Source organism: Niallia sp. Marseille-Q9988, assembly GCF_976954375.1.
In genome coordinates this window covers 86,801-105,142 of record NZ_CDRJSZ010000007.1, presented here as the reverse complement: position 1 = coordinate 105,142, position 18,342 = coordinate 86,801, and the positions used below count along the sequence as shown (strand labels likewise).

Annotated in this window: 18 protein-coding genes; 4 read left to right on the top strand and 14 right to left on the bottom strand. The window is 34.6% G+C overall.

The window, feature by feature from the left end:
- Positions 1–6 precede the first annotated feature (6 nt).
- From ACWNMZ_RS14100 to ACWNMZ_RS14080, 5 genes are all read right to left on the bottom strand, one after another.
- Positions 7–564: a DUF1273 domain-containing protein gene (locus ACWNMZ_RS14100; protein ID WP_031538105.1), complete on the bottom strand. Its 558-nt coding sequence runs from the start codon at positions 562–564 to the stop codon at positions 7–9.
- 387 nt (positions 565–951) lie between these two features.
- The gene (locus tag ACWNMZ_RS14095) at positions 952–1,293 is read right to left on the bottom strand and encodes a spore coat protein (protein ID WP_031538106.1); all 342 of its coding nucleotides are present in this window, start codon (positions 1,291–1,293) and stop codon (positions 952–954) included.
- 410 nt (positions 1,294–1,703) lie between these two features.
- Positions 1,704–2,981 carry a ribonuclease H-like domain-containing protein gene (locus tag ACWNMZ_RS14090; RefSeq protein ID WP_031538107.1) on the bottom strand — a complete coding sequence of 426 codons (1,278 nt, stop codon included), beginning with the start codon at positions 2,979–2,981 and terminating at the stop codon, positions 1,704–1,706.
- Between the two features lie 10 nt (positions 2,982–2,991).
- The gene (locus tag ACWNMZ_RS14085; RefSeq protein ID WP_031538108.1) at positions 2,992–5,274 is read right to left on the bottom strand and encodes a DEAD/DEAH box helicase; all 2,283 of its coding nucleotides are present in this window, start codon (positions 5,272–5,274) and stop codon (positions 2,992–2,994) included.
- Between the two features lie 85 nt (positions 5,275–5,359).
- Positions 5,360–6,142 (bottom strand): alpha/beta fold hydrolase, encoded by a 783-nt coding sequence (locus tag ACWNMZ_RS14080; protein WP_031538109.1) that lies wholly within the window; start codon positions 6,140–6,142, stop codon positions 5,360–5,362.
- A 359-nt stretch (positions 6,143–6,501) separates the two neighbouring features.
- Between ACWNMZ_RS14080 and ACWNMZ_RS14075 the strand changes: the two genes are divergently transcribed.
- On the top strand, positions 6,502–6,987 hold the full coding sequence (locus tag ACWNMZ_RS14075; protein WP_031538110.1) for an Hsp20/alpha crystallin family protein: 486 nt from the start codon (positions 6,502–6,504) through the stop codon (positions 6,985–6,987).
- Positions 6,988–7,127: 140 nt separating this feature from the next.
- Positions 7,128–7,280: a YpzG family protein gene (locus tag ACWNMZ_RS14070; RefSeq protein ID WP_065429091.1), complete on the top strand. Its 153-nt coding sequence runs from the start codon at positions 7,128–7,130 to the stop codon at positions 7,278–7,280.
- Between the two features lie 54 nt (positions 7,281–7,334).
- Here ACWNMZ_RS14070 and ACWNMZ_RS14065 read toward each other — a convergent pair whose 3' ends face one another.
- The 4 genes from ACWNMZ_RS14065 to ACWNMZ_RS14050 form a co-directional block, all read right to left on the bottom strand.
- Positions 7,335–7,853 (bottom strand): YppG family protein, encoded by a 519-nt coding sequence (locus ACWNMZ_RS14065; RefSeq protein WP_251627984.1) that lies wholly within the window; start codon positions 7,851–7,853, stop codon positions 7,335–7,337.
- A 166-nt stretch (positions 7,854–8,019) separates the two neighbouring features.
- Positions 8,020–8,391, bottom strand: a complete 372-nt coding sequence (locus ACWNMZ_RS14060; RefSeq protein WP_235251469.1) for a YppE family protein — start codon at positions 8,389–8,391, stop codon at positions 8,020–8,022.
- A gap of 49 nt (positions 8,392–8,440) precedes the next feature.
- Positions 8,441–8,701 (bottom strand): hypothetical protein, encoded by a 261-nt coding sequence (locus ACWNMZ_RS14055; protein WP_235251468.1) that lies wholly within the window; start codon positions 8,699–8,701, stop codon positions 8,441–8,443.
- 146 nt (positions 8,702–8,847) lie between these two features.
- Positions 8,848–9,828 carry a DUF2515 family protein gene (locus ACWNMZ_RS14050; protein WP_109767881.1) on the bottom strand — a complete coding sequence of 327 codons (981 nt, stop codon included), beginning with the start codon at positions 9,826–9,828 and terminating at the stop codon, positions 8,848–8,850.
- Positions 9,829–9,908: 80 nt separating this feature from the next.
- Here ACWNMZ_RS14050 and recU point away from each other — a divergent pair, with 80 nt between their 5' ends.
- Together recU and ACWNMZ_RS14040 are read left to right on the top strand one after the other, a co-directional pair.
- Entirely contained in the window at positions 9,909–10,514 is a 606-nt protein-coding gene (gene recU / locus ACWNMZ_RS14045) for a Holliday junction resolvase RecU (RefSeq protein ID WP_031538115.1), read from the top strand.
- Positions 10,515–10,550: 36 nt separating this feature from the next.
- Positions 10,551–13,238 carry a penicillin-binding protein 1A gene (locus tag ACWNMZ_RS14040; RefSeq protein WP_031538116.1) on the top strand — a complete coding sequence of 896 codons (2,688 nt, stop codon included), beginning with the start codon at positions 10,551–10,553 and terminating at the stop codon, positions 13,236–13,238.
- A 68-nt stretch (positions 13,239–13,306) separates the two neighbouring features.
- Here ACWNMZ_RS14040 and ACWNMZ_RS14035 read toward each other — a convergent pair whose 3' ends face one another.
- The 5 genes from ACWNMZ_RS14035 to ACWNMZ_RS14015 form a co-directional block, all read right to left on the bottom strand.
- Complete coding sequence (locus ACWNMZ_RS14035) at positions 13,307–13,711, bottom strand: YpoC family protein (RefSeq protein ID WP_152910818.1); 405 nt, start codon at positions 13,709–13,711, stop codon at positions 13,307–13,309.
- A 110-nt stretch (positions 13,712–13,821) separates the two neighbouring features.
- Complete coding sequence (gene nth / locus ACWNMZ_RS14030) at positions 13,822–14,478, bottom strand: endonuclease III (RefSeq protein ID WP_251627987.1); 657 nt, start codon at positions 14,476–14,478, stop codon at positions 13,822–13,824.
- Positions 14,479–14,603: 125 nt separating this feature from the next.
- A complete protein-coding gene (locus ACWNMZ_RS14025) occupies positions 14,604–15,314 on the bottom strand; it encodes a DnaD domain-containing protein (protein ID WP_031538119.1) in 711 nt (236 codons plus the stop codon).
- Positions 15,315–15,506: 192 nt separating this feature from the next.
- A complete protein-coding gene (gene asnS / locus ACWNMZ_RS14020) occupies positions 15,507–16,799 on the bottom strand; it encodes an asparagine--tRNA ligase (protein ID WP_152910820.1) in 1,293 nt (430 codons plus the stop codon).
- 334 nt (positions 16,800–17,133) lie between these two features.
- Complete coding sequence (locus tag ACWNMZ_RS14015; RefSeq protein WP_031538121.1) at positions 17,134–18,333, bottom strand: pyridoxal phosphate-dependent aminotransferase; 1,200 nt, start codon at positions 18,331–18,333, stop codon at positions 17,134–17,136.
- Positions 18,334–18,342 lie beyond the last annotated feature (9 nt).

The window sequence follows — 18,342 nt, the reverse complement described above, 5'->3', positions numbered from 1 at the left end:
ATTCTACTAATACTCTTCATTAAATCTTACTTCTTCCACAATATCTTGTAAATCTGAAAACTGGATTTTACGAATTTCAAAGGTGTTTTTTTCCTGATACATTTTAGCCAATTCGTACAAATATTTGGGACTACCAGGGTTCTCCTCATCATAAAACAGAAGAAGAGCATCACTTTTTTTCAGTAAAAATACATTCTTATCTCTTAATTGCTGTGGATTTTCATATGCTTTCTTGGATACTGAATCAACGAAATCAGCCTGAATCATAATTTCTTCATACCATTCTTTATTTATTTCTTTCCAATTTTGTTCCTGTCCAAGAAATGGAGTAATAATTCCTAGTTTTAAATCAGGATATTCTTCCATTTGCAAATCATAAACAACTTCAGCAGCCCAGAGCTCTGTACCAAGTTGACCACTAATTAATACCCATTCAAGTCCTTCTTCCAGCATTATTTGCAGGTTTTTCCTAATTGCTAATTTTATGTATTCTACAGCTAGTTCGTCTCGTTTAAATATTCCTATCTCAAAAGGCTTATAGCCAGAAATGACGGCTATTTTCATAATTGTACAAGTAACTCCTTCGTATTAACCATTATTACTTTAAAATATATCATAAATAGTTTTTCCCATAAAGAATTTATACCTCCTAAAAGAAGAAGAACACCGTTTTTAGCTCTGCTTCTTTGCTTGCTGATTTCATTATATGTTAAGTATTCGATAAAATGATCGAAAATAATCGTGATGAAAAAAGGATTTTTCCAGGCAATGTTATCTTTTTTCTCCCCTACTGATATTTACGGGAATCATTCTTTTCTTTTTGACTAATAATCTTCCCACCTTCCTTCCGCCACTACTCCTAGTAAAAAGTAAGTTTAAGTGTGGGTTTTAAAATAACTTTTCTATAAATAGAAACAAGGATCTCAAACAAAGATCCTTGTTTTAGCTTACTTATCTTTTTCTAAATGGGAATCCACCAGGCATACCAGTTTGAGCCGGGAACATTTGACCAGTTGCTGTAAATGGAGTTCCTCCAGTTGTTGGCATAGCTGGAGTTGCTGGTGCCATTGGTGCCATTGGAGCTGAACCCATATTAGCTTGAGTATTAGTTACCACATTCTCAACAGATTGAGTGTGTGGGAAGAAATGTTGATGCTCATAGTTCACATGGTTTACAGTAGTAGTATGTGTTGGATGAATATGTGGCACAATATTATTAGAAAAAGTGTTATTCACACAACATTTTGTTGGATGTACTACTGCAGGTAAAATGTTATTTGGTTTACAATGCATAAGAAAATCTCCTCTCAAAAATTAGTTATCTTACACTAACAATTTATGTAGAAAGGGATAATCTTGTACTAATACAAACACCTATTTTGCCGAGAGAACTTTTTACTGCATCATTAATCACCATAATTCCCAATATTATTTGAGTCATTATAATTTTATAAAAGGGCATAGAAGCTGTCTTTTAGTGTTGTAAATAAGATGATGGTTAAACAAATAAGAACAAAAAACATACACATAACCACTTTATACAAGTTCGTTCACTCCAAATTAGAATTTCATCTATGCTAATTTGTATCTTCTATGAAATTATATTGTTGTTAAATTACTAAAATATATTTCATAGAAAAAAGTTTTTAGTATAAATGAACCAATTACTATTTTAATAGGGAACGGGCGTACAAACAACTAGGTTATTGATGGAATAACTGATTTCTATTATTCATTTGCAGTTTTCTTTCTATGCGTTCACTTCTTTTTTGAAGTTCAAACATCATTTTATCTAGCTTATCTTTGTGTTTTACTATTTGCTCTGCTGTTTGGGTATAGTTTAATGCCAGTTGATAGTTTTTCTCTTTATGTTCTGCCATTTTAGCAAGTTCTATTAGTGATTGTAAAACCATTGCAACTTTTGTTTCTTGTGTATATGTTTGAACAATTTTTCTCCAAAGCTCGGCAGCATCCTCTAATCTTTTCTCTCTTTTATATTCTTTTGCTAATAAAAAGGCTGCCTCTAAAACTTCTTCTTTATTTTGCTCCTGAATACTCAGTAAATTTTGTTTGGCAATATCAGTCTGGCCAATTACGGCATACCATTTTCCAACTTCTAACGTTTCTTTGGCACTAATGTTATAATCTCTTCTTAACAATTGATAGCTTAAATGGGTATATAAAGTAATAAGAGAAAGGATATCTATTTCATTATGCTTTAAAATACCAAGCATTCCTTCAGGATTCTTTCGTTCAACAAAGTCAAAATAAATCATGGGGGCAAGAAATCCGGGAATATCATCCTGCCGCTTTACTCCAAGGATTTCTTCCTCCACGATAGACAGCTTTGTTCTATCTAAACGATGTTTCCACATCCGCCTTGCCCCGTGATATAAATCAAAATGACCGAATTCAGGGAGCTTTGGTACATGCTCCTTTATTAGCGTATGTCTTGTTTTTACTTGTGGCCAATCAAAAGCTTTTCCATTATATGTTACGAGAGTTGTATAGTCTACATTCTCTAAAAAACTATTAAATAAAGGCACTTCTGCTCCTGGATGTGGCAATATATGCTGTTTTAGAACTATTTCATTTTCTCGTAATTGTGCATACCCAAGAATAAATATAGTATTTCCCGTACCGCCTCCAAGGCCAGTTGTCTCCGTGTCAAAGAAGAACAGCTCCTTTGCCTGATGCCCTTTTGCTGAAAGAGGATGGTCGTAATTGACTTTATTCCATTCGTCCACAATGTGACAAAACTCCCGAAATGTATAATTCCCATGTGTATAGTCCAGAGGATAGCTTACTTCACGAATTAAACAATAGTCCTGATCTAGCCAATAAGGATAGACATTTTCTTGCTCCCACTGCTGGATAAATGGAATATTCTTTCCCTTTATCTCGATATTTTTAACAGGAGTAGTCTGTTCTTCTTTTTTTATATGAGACTTCATTCTACTTAACTTATTTTTAATCGACATATTATTCCCCTTAAATAGAAAAATTACTTTCTTCCAAGAGCGAAAGGATTCTAATTACATCCCTTTTACTGTTATTTGAATGGCTCTCTGTTCCTATACAAGAAGGACAGCCGTATTCACAAGCACAATTTTTCACCATTTTTTTTGCTTCCTTTAATACTGATGGCATTTCTTCATATATTTTTTTACTTAAGCCGATTCCACCAGGATATTGATCATAAAAGAAGATTGTTGCTTTTTCATTATGCTCTGCTTTTACTTGTGGAACTACATGTAAGTCAGATGGATCTGCCATAACAAGAAGCGGTGCTATATGTTTTAATGCATGAGCAGCACCAATTATGCCTTGTTCGGTTTGTTCTTGATCCCATGCTAATTTTTCTTGTGGAAAAGAAAGCCATGCCGCATTTGTATGAAGCTCTTCTTCAGGCAGAGTAATGGGACCAGAACCTATATTTTCATGTGTTTCAAATTTTATTTTTTTAAAAATTGTACTCATTGCTATAATACTAACATCGCCAAAGCCTGTTTCTGCTTCAGAATAATCGGTTCGATTATCTTCTTCCAAAACCTTTAAAGAGACCGCTAAATTGGCATCTGTATAATAATCGACACTGACTTCACGAACATATGCTTTTTTTTCTTCCCAATCAAGTTTCTCCACTTGATATTGAATCCCTTGATGCATATAAATAGCTTCTTCATGTAATAGAGTCATCGCAGAAAAGCGATCACTTTCTCCAATCACTCTGCTTTTACTACGATCAGAAATGTCAATAATGACTATATTTTCTTGTGATGCAGAACGAAGACTTATATTATGTGCTGGAAAAGAATCATTCATCCAATACCATTTATCTCCATTTTGAAAGAGGATTCGTTCAGTTGTTAAAAACTCGAGTATTTCTGTTATTTCACAATTTCCAAATGTTTCTCCTTCTTTAAACGGAAGCTCGTAAGCCGCACATTTCATATGATCAATTAGGATAATTAAATTATCAGGATTTATCCTCGCTGTTTCTGGATTTCTACTAAAAAAATAGTCAGGATTAGCAACCATATACTGATCAAGGGGACTAGAGCTTGCTACCATAATCACAAGTGATTCATCATGTCTACGCCCAGCTCGTCCCGCCTGTTGCCATGAACTGGCAATCGTACCAGGGTACCCTGTCATCACACAAGCTTGAAGTTGTCCAATGTCTACACCTAATTCTAATGCATTAGTACTAACAACTCCGTAAATATTTCCATGTCTTAAACCTTGCTCAATATCCCTTCTTTCCGTTGGTAAATATCCGCCACGATAGCCACGAATAGATTTTGATCCAAGCTGATACTTAACTAGTTCCTGTAAATAAGTTAGTAGTATCTCAACTCGCACTCGACTTTTGGCAAAGACGATTGTTTGAATTTTATTTTTCAGCAATTCTCCTGCTATCTGCCTTACTTCTAAAGTCGCGCTTCTCCTAATGTTTAAAGGAATATTCACAATGGGAGGATTATAAAAGACGAAATGTTTCTTGCCGCTTGGAGCACCATTATTGTTAATTAGCTTAACACGCTTTTCTGTTAAATTTTCTGCCAATTCCTTTGGATTCGCAATGGTTGCAGATGTACATACAAAGACAGGATTGCTGCCATAGAAGGCACAAATCCGCTTTAATCTTCTCATGACATTCGCAACATGACTTCCGAAAACGCCTCTATAAATATGCAATTCATCAATAATGACATATTTTAAGTTTTCAAATAAAGATACCCATTTTGTGTGATGTGGCAAAATAGCTGAGTGAAGCATATCCGGATTTGTGATGACGATATGCCCTGCCTTGCGAACCTTCTGTCTAATCGAAGCAGGAGTATCTCCGTCATATGTATAGCTATTTATTTGTAATTCAGCACTTTCAATTAGCTCATTTAATTCACTTTTCTGGTCCTGTGCAAGTGCTTTTGTCGGGAACATATACAAAGCTCTTGCGTTTTTATTTTCAGCAATGGACTGGATAACAGGAAGATTATAGCAAAGAGTCTTTCCTGATGCAGTTGGCGTGACAGCAACTACACTATCCCCTTCCCGAATCGCCTGATAGGAGGAGGATTGATGTGTATATAATCGTGTAATGCCCCGCTTTTGCAATGCATCTTTTAAATTAGGTAATAAATCTTCTGGTAGCGGGGCTGTTACAGCTTCTTTCGGTTCGATTGTATGCCAATGGGAAATTTTTTCTTTATAGTCTTCCTTTGTTTTTAATTCTTTCATAATATCTTGAAGGTTTTTACGTACGTTCATTTTGATTCACCTCTATAACCTCCATTCTATCGAATAGACGTTCGATTTAAAAGAGATTTTCAAAGAAAAAAATAACCATTATTTGTTAGTTCTCTTTAACAAATGAATGGATTGCTTTTGCTAAGTCATTGGGAGCTTCCTGCATACTCATATGTCCAGTTTCTAATCTAACTTCAAAAATATTCGAGCTTGATGCAGAAGCTACTCGATCCACTGAAACCACTTTATCTTTTGTTCCCTTTACCAATAAAATAGGCAAGTTAGCTTCATCCACAACATCATTTCTATCTGGTCTATTTCTCATAGCTGCCTGTGTTTCCATAGCAGCTAAAGCATTAGTGCCATAACCAATTGTTTTTGCCTTTTCTACTTCGTTCGTTAACTTAACAAGGGATTCGTCTGCAAATAAATTAGGAACTAGACCATTTACAAACTCTATAATGCCGAGGTCTTGAATTTTTTGAATGGCGTTTAGCCTACCTGCCTTTCCCTCTTCTGTATCAGGATATGCGGTTGAATGAATTAAGCCAAATCCCTTTAAGCTTTCTATAAAAAGATCTGCAAAAGCCAATGTCACATAACCGCCTAGTGAATGTCCAAACATATATATTTTTTCAATCCCTAATCTCGCTAATAACTCCTTAATATCCTTCGCTAAATCTTCTATTTGAAAGGGTTCTCCACTAAAGCTTGAAGTTCCATGTCCCCGTAGATTGACTGCTAATACATGATATTTATCTGCAAGTAATGGAATAATATACTCCCAGTAATCAGTACTTCCACAAAATCCATGAATGAGTACAATGGTTTCCCCTTCTCCTTTTTCTATATAAGAAAGCTCTTCCTTACCAACTTTTATAGTATTCATTTTTACTAACTTCCTTTCTTCCGCTTTTCATTTAATATAGCACTTTTTATAAAAACAGATAAAGTAAAACGTCATTAAAAGCGGTTCATTTGTTGAGCTATTCAAACATTTTCATAAACATGATCTCCTCACCTACTTAAGCCAGATGAGAGAAAAATATTGGATATATCAAAACTCTTCTTGGCATCCTTTTTTCTATTTCTAATTAAAAATGGCAGGGGGACGAAACACCAATTGTATGTATTAGGCATAGTATAAGTAGAAAAAGGCCTATTCAATTGCAGTTTTCTCCCTGAATAGAAAAAGGAAGAAAACATTTATCAACTTATGTTCATGTTTTATGTAAGGAGTGATTTAAAATGTCTTCCAATTTTCCAATTGACCCGAATAAAAAGGAGAAAAATCCTCAAGTTTTAAATGGATTTATGCGTTCGATGAATCAATTTTTCCAAGAAAAGCCAGTGAAAAACTTTCTACAACAAATGGATGAGTTTTTTAGCAATCCATTTCCAAACATGGCTTTTCCCGTTAGTGTGAATGAAACAGAAAGTGCAACAATTATCAAAGCAGAACTTCCAGGAATCAACAAAGAACAAATACAATTAGATATCTTTGACCATCATTTAACTATAAGTGTAAACCATCAGGATATCATTACAGAAGAAAATACGAAAACGAAAACATTTCATACAAGTCAGACGTTTAAAAAAAGCAGCAGAACTATTGCGTTTCCTCACCCTATTGATGAAAAAAAAGTCAAAGCATCCTATCAAAATGGCTTGCTTATCATTAAAATACCGAAACAAAAAGGGAAAAAAATAATGATTGAAGACCAAAGTTCCTAAACCAGATAGAGTAAAAAATTATAATCTGCACATATTAATAGTGGATGCTAAAAGAAGCACACTCTCCTTCCTGAACGCAAGAAGGAGAGGTTCCTTTTCATCCAAAAATTTCTTCTAATCTTACTTCCTGAGGTGATAAGATGAGTTATAAAGATCAATTAGATTCTCATTCTGCGCTTTTTCATCACAATTGGACGAGACCAAAACGTTCTAAGTCCCAAGTAAATGGGCATACACAAATGTCTCAAAACAATATCATTCTAAGAAGTAATGCAAAAGCACACCGCTGGTAAGTAGAGAAAAAGAAATGGAGGCTGTCGATTGACAGCCTCCTTGTTCAATTCTGCTTATACTTTAAAGATTCCGCCGACGCCCTTTACTAAACCCGTAACCTGATTCATCGCGTTCATCATCATTCCAGCAGTATCCATCATCTTATTAAAATCTAATGAACCGTCTTGTGATTTAAAAGAATTCATAATACTTTTCACATTCCCTTGTTTTTTGGGGATAAATGATTGCTTTGGATATGGATTCATAAAGCTTGGATTTTGATTCATATAATTTTGCGAGTAATGGTTCATTTCCGTGTTATCCATATAGTGCAATGGATTTTGGAAAATGTCTTGGGTGCTGCTCTTGTATGCATTTTGCGGGTGATAAAAACTCGGTTGGTTGTTTGGATAATTAGGTTGCATTGGCATATGAAAGTAGTTTTGTCCATTCGCCCCTGCCCCATTCCATTGCCCTTGGTCCATGTTCATATAAGGATAATAATATTGTCTGTTATCGGTTTGTGAATATGGCGTCGTATAAGCGTTCAGATAAGGTACATTTATTCTTTGTGGATTAGATGCTCTATACATGAAAATCTATCCTCCCAAGTTAAAGGTATCCTTCTCTACTATATGATGATTTCGCCTATCTCGTGCATTCATTATCAAAAAACAACTGACTAAATGGCATAGACGAATTACCCTACCTTTAAATAAACGAAAAAAAAGAGAATTTTCATCTCCTTTTGACATTCCCCTATTGTTTTTCCGCTGTTAGCGCATCCAGCAATGTTTGTAATATATACTTTACAGATTTTGCCGAATCAAGAAACCGTTTCTTGCTCGTTTGCGTAAAAAATGCTTGAATCGAAATTATTTCAATATGATCAGACGCTGTATTAATTTGAATGGAACTTAAATAATCAGGCTTTGCTTCGCTGACCCATGCTTTAGCCATTTCCTTCCATTCATCATTAATCTCTTTAATTTGATTCGCAAACGGACGAACGACTTTATAAAAATCCTCATTTACTCCCGATTCCTTCACTTTGTAAAACGTCTCAACTGAATATTCGACTGCCTCTAAAAGTTTCTTTGTATAATCCATCAACTGATGATTTTCGGTCAATTTTGCCACTCCATTTACCTAATGTCGTTAATCCATTTATTTTAACGATTTATTTTGCTAAGTTCAAGTAAAGTGGCATTTTTCTTGCATAAGGAGAAAGGTCAGTAGGATTGCAGACTTTGCTTGCTGAAATATTTTCCCTAAGTGTATCCATTACATTTTCAAGTTCATTTAAAGAAGTGATATGCTCCTCAATAAGTTGCATATTTTGATTTCCCGATTTAAAAAGTGTCTCATCTAATGCATCTAACTCTTCTTGGATTTCTTCTAACATATTCAATAACTTTTCTTTTGTATAAGCAATTTCCATGCAAATCCCTCCAAGCTATTTTGATATATAATCTTTTCTTTTTTTTTATGAACTATCCTCCCTAAGTGACAAAACTAGAAGAGATTCGGCAAAGAAAGTAGATTTTCTTATTCCTCGTTTAAAATTCGACAAAGTAGAAAGATGGACTAGAACCACTTATTTTTTTGGCGAATTAGTTCATGTAACTGCTCTTGTTTATTAAAGTACCAATCCGTTATTAAGAATGGTTCTTTATTATCACCACTTACTCGCCATTTATGCTTAATTTTCTTTTTATACCAATCACCTCTCTCACTATCACGATGATTGACTATTGGAAAAACAGCTCGCAATATTGGTGTTGTATTGGTCATTTTGGGGTATATATATTTTTCATAATCCTTTCTCGACCCAGTATGTTCTCTTTTTCTTGCAAAATCATAGAAGTCTTGATATAAATTATTTTTAAATAATAGGTTTGCTAATGTATTTCCTAGCCTAATTCTCTCATCAAGGGAAGTAAAGTTCGCAACGCTAGCTCCGTATAGGTTCCCATATAATGTTGGAAAAAGTACAGCATTAAAATGTAGTAAATCTTGAAAAAGATAGGGAAGATAATGAAAAATATGATGCTTAATTCTTTCATTTTTAATTACGGGCTTCTGAATAACATTTTGTTCATTAATAATCAAACTGTTCATTAACCTTTTCTTATCCCTATTCTTCCAGAATTCCAGCCATTCTTGTTCCATAAAAGAAGAAACCTGAAAAACTTTTAATAAATGAAACATTGGCGCGTTTATTTTCGTCGAATATTCATAGAGTAATAATTGGGGGTATGCATCTTTAAAAATAAGCCAATTTGCTTTCTCATAGGTTAGGTAAATTTGCTGCCTTTTTTTTTGACTAACTAATTGCGGCAGCCAGAGCCCATTTAAGTCACACATATTCCAGCCGGCATTGCGCGAAACTTGACTGGCAAGAAAAGCCCATTGTATTTCTTGATTTTTGTTATAATAACGAAGATAGGCATTTGTTCTTGATATATTGTCTAAGTTGCACTTATCAGTAATTAGCCTTATTCTAGTTATAAGTTTTTCTTCTTCTATTGGAGAAAAATACGAATTTATACCTATCAAAATGTTCACCTCTTATGAACGCTTTATGGTATTATTGTTTGTTGATTGCAATAAGTTATACTTTGAAAGGATCTTTGTGAGGTGAAAAAATGAAGATTCATTACCCAAATGGAAAAAGATATTCTCCGCTAAAAAACGAGAATATTAAATCACAAAAAAAAATTAGTTATAGTAACAGGGGAATGACTTTAGAGGATGATTTGAATGAAACAAATAAATATTATTTAGAATTTGGGAAGGCAGTTATACATAAAAAGCCGACACCTGTTCAAATCGTTCAGGTTGATTATCCAAAAAGAAGTGCAGCAGTCATAAAAGAAGCCTATTTTAAACAAGCTTCCACTACAGACTATAACGGTGTTTATAAAGGAAAATATATAGATTTTGAAGCGAAAGAAACGAAGCATACTACTTCTTTTCCGCTAAACAACTTCCATGAACACCAAATCAAACATATGCGGATGGTATGTGAACAACAAGGAATTTGCTTTGTCATTATCTCCTTCTCTGAAACAAGTGAAATATTCTATTTAACAGCAGAAAAACTCTTTATGTTTTGGGAAAGAATGATAAATGGCGGAAGGAAATCGATTACGAAACATGAATTAGAAATCAATGGTCACTCTATTAGCCTTGGTTACCACCCTAGAATTGACTATATTAAAGTAATCGATACGATATATAAATTTAACTAATTCCTTTTTGTTTTTCAAAGAAAGGTAGGAATAACAATGACAGATAAATATCAAACGCGAGAGGAGCGTCGCAAGCAACTCGAAGCCTCAAAGAAAAATGCTCCTAAAAAAGCAAAGAAAAAAAGTGGCATGAATTTGTTTAAGCGCGTTCTGCTTATCTTATTAACAATCGGTATTATTGGAATAATTGCAGGTGGAGTAACTTTTGCCATCATGGTAAAAGATGCGCCAGAATTGAATCCCGAAACATTAAAGGATCCAATTTCTTCTACCATCTATGACAAGAATGATAAAGAAATAGCAAAAGTAGGTGCGGTAAATCGCGACTATGTAAACTATGAAGATATTCCTGATTTAGTAAAAGATGCATTTATCGCAACAGAAGATTCCCGTTTCTTTGAGCATCATGGGATTGATCCCATTCGCTTAGGCGGAGCGGTTATTGCAAACTTTAGAGATGGATTTGGTTCAGAAGGAGCAAGTACGATAACACAGCAAGTAGTGAAAAACTTCTTCTTTAACCAACCGCAAAAAACATTAACTCGTAAAGCCCAAGAAGCTTGGCTTGCCCTTGAATTAGAACGCAAATACTCTAAAGAAGAAATCTTTGAGATGTATGTAAATAAAATCTTTATGTCGGAAAATATGAGCGGTGTTAAAACAGCCGCTAAAGTATATTTTGATAAAAGCTTAGATGAATTGACACTACCGGAAGCAGCTCTTCTTGCTGGGATGCCACAGGCGCCGAATGCCTATAATCCGTTTAATAATCCAGAAAGAGCAGAAAAAAGACGTAATATTGTATTATCTTTAATGCATCAGCATGGATATATATCAAAAGAAGAAATGGAAGAAGCTCAAAAAACATCGGTTGAAGATACATTAGTAGCAAAAGAAGATCGACAAACAAACGACTTACCTTACGATCCATTTATAAAACAAGTTATTGCCGAAATTGAGAAAAAATATCCAGATGTTAATGTATATACAGATGGACTAGAAATTTATACAACAATGGATATAGAGGCACAAGACTATGTCGAAGAATTAATGTATGAAGGAGAAATTGTTGAATTCCCCGATGAAGATTTCCAAGCAGGAATCACCTTATTGGATACAAAAACTGGTGGAATTTTAGCTCTTGGTGGTGATCGTGATCCAGATGTAAAGCTAGGAACAAACTATGCAACAGATATAAAGCGACAACCTGGATCTACAGCAAAGCCTATACTTGACTATGGTCCAGCAGTTGAGTATTTAAAATGGGGAACCTATCAAACAATTGTAGATGAACGTACTACTTATTCTGATGGAACATCTATTAGCAACTGGGATAATAGCTATAAAGGGTCTATGACTATGCGAAAAGCATTAGAAATGTCTAGAAATATTCCTGCACTAAAAGCCTTCCAAGCAGTTGGAGCAGAAAATGCTCAAGAATTTGCTGTCAATCTAGGAATTCCATTAGAGAACGCCTATGAATCCTATGCAATTGGTGCATTTGAAGCTAGCACGCTAGAAATTGCAGGTGCTTATAGTGCTTTTGGAAATGAAGGAGTTTATAATACACCACATGCCGTACGCTCATTTAAATTAAAAGATGGCACAAAGATAAATATGGAACCTAAATCAAAAGTTGTGATGCAAGATTATACAGCTTTTCTCATTACAGATATGCTAAAAGGTGTACTCACAAGTAGCGATGGAACTGGAAGTCTTGCTAATATTCCAGGATTGCCTGTCGCTGGTAAGACTGGGACGACCAATTATTCTGAAGAAGAACGAAATAAATGGGGTATTACTAATTCAAAAAGTGTTCCAGATGCTTGGTTCGCAGGATATACAACCAACTTTACGATGGCTGTATGGACTGGTTACACAGAACGAAAAAATCCAATTGAACCTGGTTTAGATCAGAAAGTAGCCCAAAAGATTTTTAAAGCAGTAATGGGCCATATTTCTGAAGATGTAGAAACTGCTGATTTCAAAAAACCAGATAGTGTCGAAACGATAAAAATAGAAAAAGGTACGTATCCAGCTAAATTGGCAAGTCCATACACGCCAAGCAGTCAAATCCTAACTGAGTATGCTGTAAAAGGTAATATTCTGAACGAAGTATCACAGAAATACAATAAGCCAAATGCTCCTACTGGAGTGAAAGCTAGCTATAACGAAAACAGTGATCAAATCGAGTTATCATGGGATTATGGTGATAAAGATGGCATTAAATTTGACGTAAGTGTAAGTGTCGATGGTGGAGCTAGCGAGCAGCTGACTGTTACTTACGATACAAGCATCAAAATTACAAAACCAACGGCTGGTAGTACGTATACCTTTACTGTAAAGGCAATTAAAGATGATTTAGAAAGTGATCCTGCATCTAGTAATATTTCTGTGCCAGAGAAAATCGAGGAACAGCCACCTGAGGATCCAAATGAAACGATAGATGATGAAGAAAATCAAGACGATCCTAATGGCGAAGAATCTGACGATAATCAGGACGAGGAAGGCGACGAAGATTCTGATAATGGCGGAGACAATAACAGCAACAATGAAAATGGCAATAACAACGGAAATGATAACAATAACAATGGAAATGGGAACAATAACGGGAATAATGATAATGGGAATAGTGATGATGTTCAAAACAATAACACCAGCACGACTGACATCAATCAAGATAAAGAGAGAAATAGAAATAACAATCGAAATGACTCTCAATAAACCTGTTAAAGAACCTGTTTCAGCAAAAGAAGAGGACAATTCCAAATGGAAAAGTCCTCTTCTTTTTTCTAAATATTCCTATTTAATTTTACTAATTTTATCGCAAACTGCTTTTCTAACTCTTTAAACAACTCATCCAATTGTCTATAGGAATGATACCCATTCAGCCTTTTTAGGATAAATTCGAGACGATCTTCTAAATTAAACGGTTTTACTTCTAGACTTTTGTCTACTAAACCATCTATTAAATTCACCGGTTTTTCATTTATCCAATATAGGCATTCTAAAAAGTATTCCAAAGCTATTGTTAATCCGTATTGTAGATTTAACGTATCTCTGTTCGCTGCAAATTGTTGTAGCTCCACTTTAAGAAGCTTCCACTCTTCTAGTATCTTATTTACACATTCCTTAACATTTTCTATATTCCACGGGTGAAACGTTTCCTTGTTATAATAGTAATTTGCTTCATGCAAAAAAGCTGGTCTCCTAACAAAGGAATCCGTCTTAATACATGAAAATTCCTTGATCACTGGGAAAGGGCCATATAAGAGCTGTACGGGGACATCTAATTGATTCTTGTCCATTATACTATACCTTTAGTCTTCATTCTTTTTTTGCCTTCTCTACATAATGCTAGCAGCGGACAAGCTTCACATTGAGGATTTTGCGCCTTACAGTGATATCTTCCAAAAAAGATCATGCGGTGATGAGTCACAGACCATTCATCCCTTGGAACTTTTTTCATTAATGTTTTTTCGACTTCTAAAACAGAATCTTTCCATCTGCAAATCCCTAATCGCTTACTTATCCTTTCGACATGTGTATCAACAGCAATAGCAGGCATATTGTAGGCAACAGAAACAACAACATTGGCTGTTTTTCTTCCTACACCTGGTAGATTAATCAATTCATCTCGATCCATTGGTATCTCACCATTGTATTTTTCTAAAACCATTTGGCAAAGTTTTTGAATATTTTTTGCCTTATTTCGGAATAAACCAATAGAGCGAATATCATTCTGCAATTCTTCTAAAGGTACACTTAAGTAATCTTCTGGTGTCTTATATTTTTGGAATAAGTTTTTTGTCACCTTATTAACTAGCGCATCCGTACATTGTGCAGATAAAGATACTGCAATAACCAATTCAAACGGATTGGAATGAACTAATTCACAATGTGCCTCAGGAAACATTTCTCCCATTTTATCTAGGCAATATCTGATTTCATCTTTTTTTAACATGCGATCCTCCTAATTAATAAACTATAAATCTATAAAAAAAAGGTCATCCAAAGAATAAATTGGACATCCTTTCCGAATGATAGTAATCTTACTGACTAACTTATTTAATTTTATTCACCTATTAATTATTGATCCAACCAATTATAAAAAGGTACTGCTTTTTTGTTGGGAGCCTCTTCCCTCTGTTCTATTTTGTATCCAGTAGTTTGATGCTGTCTAAACTTTTTCCCATGATTTTTTGCTTGTTCGAGTGTTTTAATTCCGTTTTTCTTCCATTCAAACAAAATTCGATCAATATATCGAAAGTTTAATTTACCAGAAACAACTGCTTCTCTAAGAGCTGCTTTTATTATTGCCATTTCATGCTGATCATCATCGACCCACATATTTAATGTCTCAATTTCAAAAGGAGATAATGGTCGACCGAATTCATGCTCAAAGCAAGTATATAAATCAGATTCTTCTTTTTCGTTTAAAGCTGCTTCTTCTTTTTTATTATTAAGTAAAAATTGCTCAATTAATTTATTCCAAAGGGGCTCTAAAGAATATCGCTCAAATCGAATCCCTGTATCACTGTTTCCTTCAATTATCTCGATAAAACCTTTTCTAATAAGCTGACTCAATAACTCGCGGCATTCCATACTATCTAAAGTCATTTGATCAGCTATTTCAGACGGGGTTGGAAAATCATTGCCCCGTTCTAAATAGTAATGTATTTGCAGCAAAAGCACTAATTCTTTTTCATTTATCTTCAAATATTTATAGTGTGTTAGAAGTGTGGAAGGAATATTTATATTCCCCTCTTGCAACCATTTTAAAAAAATTGTTTTATTCATAATGACACCTCTAATTTAGTATATCATGTTGGTCAGATGCATGAAATAATGAAAATCACCCAAACCTAGCAATAGTTAACAAAAAGAAGAAGGGAAAAAATAGGATTGGTACAAAAGGTGAAACCTCACACGAATTATCGATGTGAGGTCAACTTTTGAAAAACTTTCCATATTTTTCACCCTATTATTTAATCAAGGATATAGACGATTTAATAATCTTGGGAACGGAATTGTTTCACGAACATGTTCTACGCCTGTAATCCATGCGACCGTTCTTTCTAAACCAAGCCCAAAACCAGAATGTGGAACAGAACCATATTCTCTCAGTTCTAAATACCATTTATATGTTTCTGGATCTAATTGATGTTCTTCTACACGCTTATTTAGGAGATCCATATCATGAATACGTTCAGAACCACCTATAATTTCACCATACCCTTCAGGGGCAATTAAATCTGCACAAAGCACAACATCTTCTCTCTCTGGATGTGGTTGCATATAGAAAGGCTTGATTTTAGTTGGATAATGGGTAATAAACACAGGTTTATCAAAGCTTTCAGCAATGGCAGTTTCATGTGGAGAACCAAAATCATCCCCCCACTCAATATCATCAAAACCTTTTTCATGCAAGAAAGTAATCGCATCATCATAGCTTATTCTCGGGAAAGGCGCTGTAATCTTCTCTAATTTAGATATATCTCTTCCAAGAGTTTTAAGCTCTAGCTGACAATTTTTCAAGACAGATTGAACAACATAGGATACGTATTGTTCTTGAACCTCTAGGTTTTCTTCAAATTCAACAAAAGCCATCTCCGGCTCAATCATCCAAAACTCGATTAAATGACGACGTGTTTTTGATTTTTCTGCACGGAAAGTTGGTCCGAACGAAAAAACCTTCCCTAACGCCATTGCAGCAGCTTCCATATAAAGTTGTCCACTTTGTGATAGATAGGCATCTTCATCAAAGTATTTCGTTGCAAACAGTTCGGTTGTACCTTCTGGAGCACTTCCTGTTAAAATTGGTGGATCTACCTTAACAAATCCATTTTCATTGAAGAATTCATAGGTAGCACGAATAATTTCATTTCTTACTTTCATTACTGCATGTTGACGTTTTGAACGTAACCATAGGTGACGATTATCCATTAAGAATTCTGTGCCATGTTCTTTTGGTGTAATCGGATAATCTGTAGAAGTATGAATCAGTTCCACATTTGTAACAAGTAATTCATATCCAAACGGAGATCGTTCATCCTTTTGTACTGTACCAGTAACATATACAGATGATTCTTGTGTAACTGTTTTAGCTGTTTGAAATACTTCTTCCTCTACATCACTTTTAACAATTACTCCTTGAACAAATCCAGATCCGTCGCGAAGCTGCAAAAAGGCAATTTTCCCACTAGAGCGCTTGTTGGCAATCCACGCACCTAATTTAACCTCTTTATCAACATATTTTGGTAACTCGGCAATAGTTGCTTTAATCACAATTAACTCCTCCAAAAACAAATAAATATATGTACTTAAATAGAGGCGGTTGTTCTATCCATAATAAAGATAATAAATAAACCGCTTCTTCCTACCTGTTTAGCTGATTTAGTAGAAAACATACTAGTTATAAAAAAATATTCTACCAAAACATTATACCTTTACATCTTAAGACAATCAACACTATCGAACATACAATAGGCAACAATAATAGTGTTTATCACTAAATTCTCTACCTGTTCCCATTACAGTATTCAAACAGCAATAAAGAAAAGAGAGAATGCCAAAAAAGAGATAGAAATTTTTTGACATACTCTGCTATAAAGATAAATTAATTATTCACAACCATTTTTTTTTCTACAAACTGTTCCATCCGCTTTACTGCTTCTTCAAGCTTTTCAAGTGATGTTGCATAAGAAAGTCGGATGTAATTATCTGCGCCAAATCCTGAACCAGGCACAACGGCTACTAATGCTTCTTCTAACAAGCCAGCAACAAACTCATCAACTGTTGCATATCCTGTTAATTCTACTGCTTTTTTTACATTTGGAAAAAAATAAAATGCTCCTTTTGGCTTTATGCACGAAAAACCAGGAATTTTATTTAATTTCTCATGTATGATATCTAAGCGCTTATTAAATGCTTGGCGCATTTCTTCCACTGAATCTTTTGGACCAGCGTAAGCTTCAATCGTAGCATACTGAGATGGTGTGGTTGGATTTGAAGTACTGTGACTTGCAAGATTCGCCATCGCAGTAATTATTTCCTTATTTCCTGCAGCATACCCAATTCTCCAGCCTGTCATCGAATGAGATTTTGATACCCCATTTATTACAATAGTCGCTTCTTTAAGTGCAGGAGATAAAGAAGCAATCGATACATGTTTACTATCGCCATAAACTAATTTCTCATAAATTTCATCAGATATAATTAAAATATTATGTTCTAAGCAAACATTTCCAATTTCCTTTAATTCTTCCTCTGTATAAATCATTCCAGTTGGGTTACTTGGTGAATTAATAATAACTGCTTTTGTTTTTGAGGTAATTACTCCTTTTAATTGTTCAGGAGTAATTTTAAATTCATTTGACTCATATCCCTCTACAAAAACTGGTACACCTTCTGCAAGCTTTACTTGCTCTGGGTAACTAACCCAATATGGGGTAGGAATAATTACTTCATCCCCTTTATCCAAAATAACCTGGAATAAAGTAAATAATCCGTGTTTTGCACCATTTGTAACGATAATCTGATTTGTATCATAATCTAAATGTTGATCTTTCTTTAGCTTTGCTGCAATTTCTTTTTTTAATGTTAGTAATCCTGATGCAGGCGTATATTTTGTATGACCTTCATTCATACTTCTAACCGCAGCATCAATAATATTTTGAGGAGTGTTAAAGTCTGGCTCTCCTGCGCCTAAACCAATAACATCATGACCAGCTGCTCTTAAACTCGCTGCTTTTGCTGTAATGGCCAATGTTGTAGATGGTGTTAATGCGTTCACTCTTTGCGCTAATTGAATTTTCATTCCTATTTG

Coding starts and splice junctions, on each gene's coding strand:
- nth (WP_251627987.1), bottom strand. CDS start 14,478: ATGTTAAAAAAAGATGAAATCAGATATTGCCTAGATAAAATGGGAGAA.
- ACWNMZ_RS14015 (WP_031538121.1), bottom strand. CDS start 18,333: ATGAAAATTCAATTAGCGCAAAGAGTGAACGCATTAACACCATCTACA.
- ACWNMZ_RS14080 (WP_031538109.1), bottom strand. CDS start 6,142: ATGAATACTATAAAAGTTGGTAAGGAAGAGCTTTCTTATATAGAAAAA.
- recU (WP_031538115.1), top strand. CDS start 9,909: ATGAAGATTCATTACCCAAATGGAAAAAGATATTCTCCGCTAAAAAAC.
- ACWNMZ_RS14095 (WP_031538106.1), bottom strand. CDS start 1,293: ATGCATTGTAAACCAAATAACATTTTACCTGCAGTAGTACATCCAACA.
- ACWNMZ_RS14085 (WP_031538108.1), bottom strand. CDS start 5,274: ATGAACGTACGTAAAAACCTTCAAGATATTATGAAAGAATTAAAAACA.
- ACWNMZ_RS14040 (WP_031538116.1), top strand. CDS start 10,551: ATGACAGATAAATATCAAACGCGAGAGGAGCGTCGCAAGCAACTCGAA.
- ACWNMZ_RS14025 (WP_031538119.1), bottom strand. CDS start 15,314: ATGAATAAAACAATTTTTTTAAAATGGTTGCAAGAGGGGAATATAAAT.
- ACWNMZ_RS14075 (WP_031538110.1), top strand. CDS start 6,502: ATGTCTTCCAATTTTCCAATTGACCCGAATAAAAAGGAGAAAAATCCT.
- ACWNMZ_RS14090 (WP_031538107.1), bottom strand. CDS start 2,981: ATGTCGATTAAAAATAAGTTAAGTAGAATGAAGTCTCATATAAAAAAA.
- ACWNMZ_RS14055 (WP_235251468.1), bottom strand. CDS start 8,701: ATGGAAATTGCTTATACAAAAGAAAAGTTATTGAATATGTTAGAAGAA.
- ACWNMZ_RS14070 (WP_065429091.1), top strand. CDS start 7,128: ATGAGTTATAAAGATCAATTAGATTCTCATTCTGCGCTTTTTCATCAC.
- ACWNMZ_RS14065 (WP_251627984.1), bottom strand. CDS start 7,853: ATGTATAGAGCATCTAATCCACAAAGAATAAATGTACCTTATCTGAAC.
- ACWNMZ_RS14100 (WP_031538105.1), bottom strand. CDS start 564: ATGAAAATAGCCGTCATTTCTGGCTATAAGCCTTTTGAGATAGGAATA.